Below are 6,105 nucleotides of genomic sequence, written 5' to 3' on the forward strand. Positions count from 1 at the left end.
GACCGGCGGACGAAGCCCCCACCCAGCAGTGGTCGCCGGCGACCTGGACGGTGTCACGCTGCTGGTGACCGGGGACGAGGAGGTCGGGTCCGGCACGTCGCGGGCCCTGATCACCGCGGAGGCGGCGCCGTGCAGTGCCGTGCTCGTCCTGGAGGCCGCCGCGCCCGGCGGGGCGCTGAAGACGTCCCGCAAGGGCCGGGCCGCCTACCGGGTGGCGGCCACCGGCCGGGCCGCGCACGCGGGCCTGGAACCCGAACGCGGCGGTGGAGGTGGCCCATCAGATCCTCGCCGTGCAGGCGCTGGCCGATCCGGGGCAGGGCACGAGCGTGGTCCCGAGCCTGGTCGTCGCCGGGACGTCGGCGAACACCGTCCCGGAGACGGCGTCCTTCTCCGTCGACGTCAGAGCCTGGTCGGCGGCAGAGCTCGAACGCGTCGACGCCGCGCTGTACGGGCTGCGCCCACGCCTGCCCGACGGGCTGCTGGAGGTCTCCGGCGGCATCGACCGGCCGCCCCTGGAGCGCGCGGCCGCGGCGGAGTTGTTCCGGCTGGCCCGCGAACTGGCCCCGGCCGCGGGCCTGCACGACCTCGGCGAGGCGGCCGTCGGCGGCGGCTCCGACGGCAATCTGACGGCGGCCCTCGGCGTGCCCACCCTCGACGGGCTGGGTGCGAGCGGCGGCGGTCCGCACGCCGCCGACGAACACGTCCTGATCGACGAACTGCCCGGCCGCACCGCGCTGATCGCCGGACTCATAGCCGGCATCCTGCACGACTCGGCGGTCCGCCGCCCCAAGGAGGTCACGGAGCTGTGACACACAGTCAGTCGTCGGACACCGGCGAGGAGCGGGTGATCGCCGTCGCGTCGGCGACCTCGGCCGCGGACGAGGCGGCCCGGTCGTCGGGAGTGGACATCCGCGAGGTCGACCGGATCGCCGCGCTCCAGGAGCTCGGGGCGCTGCTGGACCGGGTGTGGAACCGCGGCGAGGCCGGCCCGAAGGTCACCACCGAACTGCTCAAAGCGTTCGCGACCAGCGGCAACTACGTCGCCGGGGCGTACCTCGACGGGGATCTCATCGGTGCCGCGGTGGCGTTCTTCGGTGCGGGGCCGCCGCACAGCATGCACAGCCACATCGCCGCGGTCGTGGGCAACCGGCGTGCCCGCAACGTGGGCCGCGCCCTGAAACTGCACCAGCGCACGTGGGCGTTGCGGGCGGGTGTCACCACGATCGCCTGGACCTTCGACCCACTCGTGCGCCGCAACGCCCACTTCAACATCGGCAAGCTCGGCGGCTCGGCGACGGAGTACCTGGCCGACTTCTACGGGTCGATGAGCGACCGGATCAACGCCGGTGACCAGACCGACCGGCTGCTGCTGACCTGGCACCTGCTGGCACCGGAAGTGGTCCGGCGCTGCGACCGCCGCGCCGCTTCCCTCCCCTGCGACGACGGCGCCGCCCCCGCAACAGCCCTGCACGTGGGGGCCGACGGCAGACCGAAGGCAGGCCGCTGGGACGGCGAGCGGGCGTTGCTCGCGATTCCCCCGGACATCGAGGCCGTGCGCCGCGAGTCGCCGCACCTGGCGCGCGAATGGCGGGTGGCGCTGCGCGAGGAGTTGGGCGGGGCGATGGCGAACGGGGCCCGGATCGTCGGGTTCCGGCGCAACGAGGGCTACGTGGTCGAGACCCGCCCGGTCCGCCCGGGGAGCCCGGATGGACGCTGAGCGCGGGCCCGCCCACCCGGCCGCACCGCCCGGCGCCCCGTTTCCCGACGTGGTGGCCATCTGCGCCCACCTGATCTCCCTCGACACGCAGAACTTCGGCACCGCCGGCAGCCGGGGCGAGCGTGCCGCCGCCGACTACGTGGCCGGCCTGCTGCGTACGGCGGGATACACCCCGGTGGTGCTGGAGTCCGCGCCGACGCGGGCCAACGTGGTGCTGCGGGTGCCGGGTGCCGATCCGGCGGCCGACGCCCTGCTCGTGCACGGGCACCTGGACGTGGTCCCGGCCGACGAGAAGGGCTGGTCGGTGCCGCCCTTCGAGGGGCGTGTCGCCGACGGCTACCTGTGGGGACGCGGGGCCACCGACATGAAGGACATGGTCGCCATGATGGTGGCGACCCTGCTGGAGTGGGCACGTGACGGCGTCGGCCCGCGACGCGACATCGTGTTCGCGTTCGTCGCCGACGAGGAGGAGGAGGAGGAGGAGGACGGGCAACTCGGCGCCGAATGGCTGGTGGACGCCCACCCCGAGCTCTTCCGCGGGGTGACCGCCGGGATCGGCGAGTCGGGCGGCGTTCCGGTGGACGCGACCGCCGCCGACGGCACCGTGCGCCGCTTCTACCCGGTGGCCGCCGCCGAACGCGGCTCCCTGCACATGTCGGTCCGCGCCACGGGCACCGCGGGCCACGGCTCCCGGCCGAATGACGACAACCCGGTGGCCCGCCTGGTGCGCGCGCTCGCACGAGTCGCCGACCACCGCTGGCCGGTCCGGCCGACACCCGTGGTGCTGGCCTTCCTCGCGGGTGTCGTGGAGGCACTGGGCATCGAGGCCGACCTGGACGGCGAAGCCGGCATCGCGGCGGTGCTGGAGCGCATCGGCGACCTGCGCGACTACGTCGAGCCGTCGCTGCGGTCCTCGGCGACGCCGACGCTGCTCGAGGCCGGTTACAAGGTCAACGTCGTGCCCGGCCAGGCGCGCGCCGAGATCGACGTACGGACCCTGGCCGGGGACCACCAGGAGGTGCTCGCGCAGATCACCGACCTGCTCGGCGACAGGGTGTCGATCCACCTGCTCTCCGACAGCCCGGCTGTCGCCGCGCCCGTGTGCTCGCCGTGGTTCGAGGCCATCAGCAGGTGCGTGCGGGCGGCCGATCCGGGAGCGGTGGTGCTGCCGTACTGCATGGGCGGCGGCACCGACGCCAAGCCCTTCGCCCGGCTGGGCATCGCCGGCTACGGCTTCGCCCCGCACGGAGTCGACCCGCAGGGGCGGGTGGCCGCGGGTATGCACGGGGTGGACGAGCGGGTTCCGCTGGCCGCCTTGCGCGGGGGTCAGCGGATACTCCGGCAGTTCCTGCAGTCCGTCTGACCCGCCGCCCGGTCCGCGCGGCCGCCCGGATCACGGTGCGGGAGCCGGACCGCGGCCACTTCGAGGTCTCCACCCCACCCCATCAGAGCGAACTGCTGGGCCATGTCCAGCAGTTCGTCGACGACCTCGCCGCCACACGCTGAACTCGCCGGCCCGGGTACGGTGCCTGCCGGCCGGGGCCGACCGTCCACCCGGCCGGCAAATGGAGGGCGGCGTCGGGTGAATTCGGCAGCCCCGTCCGCCTGGCGCCGGGCCGGCTGCGGCCCGGTGTGCCTAGGCTGCCACCACTACGGAAAGGACGTGCCATGGATGCCGACTCCCGGACCAGGGCCGCGATCGAGGAACATTGGCGGGCCTCGGAACGCGGGAACACCGAAGCCGAGCACGCCATTTACGCCACGGACGCGATCTTGGACTACCCGCAGTCAGGTGAACGCTTCCAGGGCCGCGCGACGATTTCGGCGCAACGCGGCTGCCACCCGGCCGACCGGCACTTCACCGTCCGGCGGATCACCGGCCATGCGCACCTGTGGGTGAGCGAATGCACCATCACCTACGACGGTGTGCCTTCGTACTCGGTGAGCGTCATGGAGTTCGCCGACCGGCAGGTGGTGCACGAGACGCAGTACTTCGCCGATCCCTTCGGTGCCCCGGCCTGGCGGGCCGCACTCGCGGCGCCGATGCCGGGCCGGACCATCGCCGCAACCTGATCCCCGGCCACGCACGTCCCGGCCGGCCGGGACGACGGCAACTCCCCGCACGGCACTCGGCCCAAGGACACCCGCGGCCCCCGGCAGCGGGTCACCCTCGCGCGAGCAGGGTGACCCTTCGGCCCACCGTGGTCCGGGCGGAGGCAGGTTCGGCGCCTCGTTGTCCGCCGACGTCCCCACTGAATCGGGATCGCCCCCGAATGGCGCGACGAGCAGCGTCGGCCGATTTCACGGATACCCCGTCATTTGCCGTCCTTACGAAACCTACGGCGCGGCGCGTGGCGGTGTGCCAGAATCCCGGCATGGCGGCGACCGAAACGGATCTCGTACTCAAGCGCTTCGTCTCCGAGATACGGCCGGCGGTGCCGACTGTGGCCGTATGGGCACACGGTTCGCTGGCGATGGGCGACTTTCAGCCCGGACGCAGCGATCTTGATCTCATCGCCGTGCTCGAAACCCCCCTGGACCGCGAGCAGCGGGACCGGTTGGGACGAATTCACCGGCGGCTGCTGGACGAAGAGCCGGCGGCGGCCAAGTTGCACTGCTCGTACATGGTCGCAACAGCGCTCTCCGATGCCGAGGCCCGCCATTTCACCTGGGCCCACAACACGCTCCTGGAACGCCCCGTCACAGCGGTCACCCGCCGGGAACTGCTCGACGGTGGGCGCACCCTGCACGGCCTGCCGCCGGCGGAACTGCTCCCGCCGCTCGCCCAAGGGCAGTTGGAGGACTTCATCCGGCGCGATCTGGCCGAGTTCTGGCTTCCGGCCACCCGCAACCCCCTGTTGTGGATGCGGGACATCTGGGTGGACCTGGGCCCGCTGGTCCTGGCCCGCGCCACCGTCACGCTGCGCGACGGAGGGCTGATCACCAAGGGCGAAGCCCTGGAGGAACTGCTGCGACTCGGTGCGCCCGCGGACGTGGTGGGCGACATCCGTGAGCGCCGCTATGCGCATCCCGCGCCGATCAGCCCGGTACGGCGTGTCCGCCGGGCGATCCGAGCCCGCGCCTTCGTGCGTCGCGGTATCAAGCGCACGCTGGCCGCAGGCTGAATCCTGACGCCAGGGTCCGCGATCAGCGCGGCCTCTTTGCGCGCCGCTCCTGGTGGCCGCTCTGGTAGGGGCAGGCGAGTTGGTGCAGGATCTCCGGGGCCAGCAGGTCCTCGGGGCCCTTCAGTGCGTCCGCCAGCTTTCGGTCGGTGGGGAAGACCAGTTCCGCCGCGACGTTGTCCTGCACGATCCGGGCCAGGTTGTCGAGGGCGACGAAGACCGGGTCGGCGGGCAGTTGGGCGGTCGGCAGGTCGATCAGGTGCGAGTTTGCGGTCGCGGGGTCCATGAGCCGCTTGACGATGATCGAGTTCTGGTTCGGGGCGGACGTCGTCCAGATCGACAGCACGACGACGTACAGGCCGGGCCAGTCCGCCTCCCCGACCTTGCTCCGCCACCGCTTCATGAGGGCTTCCACGCCGTCGATCTGGGCCCGGGCCGCGTACTTCAGGTTGGTGCCGATGGCGCCGTCCAGGCCGCCGGTGAACTTCTCGAACGACGTCATGTCGAAGGAACCGCGCCGCACGGACTCGTCGACGAACGTGAGCGCGGCGTCGAGGATCTGCGTGCTCGATGCCTCCAGTTCCGGCGGCAGGCGCGCGGCGCCGAGCTGCCGCCGGGCGGTGGTCAGGGTGCTGCCGAACGCCCGAAGCGGCCCGACCCAGCCCGTCGTTCCGGGCCCCTTGAACGCCACCATGTCCACGTCGTGCCGGTCGGGACGGGCCGAGCCGGGGAGGTTCGGCATCCGGTGGCTCAGGTACGGCGCGACGATCGAGTAGATCCCCAGCGGCGCGTGGGCGACCGACTTGGCCAGCTCGAAGATCGCGGATACGGGGTGCGACGACTCCCGCGCCCCGTTGTGGACGAGGGTGTACCGGCCACCCTGATCGTCGTTCTGAACGACGATCACCGGACCGAGCCGCTCGATCAACTCGGCCCGGAGCGCGTCGTAATGCTTCTGCGTGCCGGCATCGACCGCGACAATGGCATTTCGGGCCCGAAGTTCCAGGGCCGCGGAATCCGATGTTGGATCGGCCCCGACCGCGGATGCGGCCGTGGCCCCGACTGCGGATGCGGCCTCGGCTCCGTCGAGAAACACCATGCCGCCCACGGCGGTGGCGGCGCCGAGAAACCGTCTACGCGTACTCACCTTTCGCCTTTTCCCCGTTCGGGATTCGAATATTCCCGTGCGCGTATACGGCCCGAACCGGACCGGTCCCGGTTCGCAGGCAGCGATTCCGGGTCCGGCTCATTCCTCACCCGCTGCAC

6 protein-coding genes and 1 pseudogene are annotated in these 6,105 nt (G+C 72.3%); 5 read left to right on the forward strand and 2 right to left on the reverse strand.

Annotation, left to right across the window (positions count from 1 at the left end; genetic code table 11):
• Positions 1 to 192: pseudogene (locus tag AC13HU_RS30015) on the reverse strand (hypothetical protein); the annotation flags it as partial.
• Positions 193 to 269: 77 nt separating this feature from the next.
• Between AC13HU_RS30015 and AC13HU_RS30020 the strand changes: the two are divergent.
• From AC13HU_RS30020 to AC13HU_RS30040, 5 genes are all read left to right on the forward strand, one after another.
• Positions 270 to 809 carry a M20/M25/M40 family metallo-hydrolase gene (locus tag AC13HU_RS30020; protein WP_483045122.1) on the forward strand — a complete coding sequence of 180 codons (540 nt, stop codon included), beginning with the start codon at positions 270 to 272 and terminating at the stop codon, positions 807 to 809.
• A complete protein-coding gene (locus AC13HU_RS30025; RefSeq protein ID WP_483045123.1) occupies positions 806 to 1,717 on the forward strand; it encodes a GNAT family N-acetyltransferase in 912 nt (303 codons plus the stop codon). Before AC13HU_RS30020 ends, AC13HU_RS30025 begins: the two co-directional genes overlap by 4 nt.
• Complete coding sequence (locus AC13HU_RS30030; RefSeq protein WP_483045124.1) at positions 1,707 to 3,080, forward strand: M20/M25/M40 family metallo-hydrolase; 1,374 nt, start codon at positions 1,707 to 1,709, stop codon at positions 3,078 to 3,080. The genes AC13HU_RS30025 and AC13HU_RS30030 overlap by 11 nt, the downstream gene beginning before the upstream one ends.
• A 305-nt stretch (positions 3,081 to 3,385) precedes the next feature.
• On the forward strand, positions 3,386 to 3,790 hold the full coding sequence (locus tag AC13HU_RS30035) for a nuclear transport factor 2-like protein (RefSeq protein ID WP_483045125.1): 405 nt from the start codon (positions 3,386 to 3,388) through the stop codon (positions 3,788 to 3,790).
• Between the two features lie 302 nt (positions 3,791 to 4,092).
• On the forward strand, positions 4,093 to 4,842 hold the full coding sequence (locus AC13HU_RS30040) for a nucleotidyltransferase domain-containing protein (protein ID WP_483045126.1): 750 nt from the start codon (positions 4,093 to 4,095) through the stop codon (positions 4,840 to 4,842).
• A gap of 22 nt (positions 4,843 to 4,864) precedes the next feature.
• Here the strand turns inward: AC13HU_RS30040 and AC13HU_RS30045 are convergent, their stop codons facing one another.
• Positions 4,865 to 5,986 carry a hypothetical protein gene (locus AC13HU_RS30045; RefSeq protein WP_483045127.1) on the reverse strand — a complete coding sequence of 374 codons (1,122 nt, stop codon included), beginning with the start codon at positions 5,984 to 5,986 and terminating at the stop codon, positions 4,865 to 4,867.
• Positions 5,987 to 6,105 lie beyond the last annotated feature (119 nt).

It is taken from the genome of Streptomyces sp. NH27, assembly GCF_056859195.1.

Coding starts and splice junctions, on each gene's coding strand:
- AC13HU_RS30040 (WP_483045126.1), top strand. CDS start 4,093: ATGGCGGCGACCGAAACGGATCTCGTACTCAAGCGCTTCGTCTCCGAG.
- AC13HU_RS30035 (WP_483045125.1), top strand. CDS start 3,386: ATGGATGCCGACTCCCGGACCAGGGCCGCGATCGAGGAACATTGGCGG.
- AC13HU_RS30030 (WP_483045124.1), top strand. CDS start 1,707: ATGGACGCTGAGCGCGGGCCCGCCCACCCGGCCGCACCGCCCGGCGCC.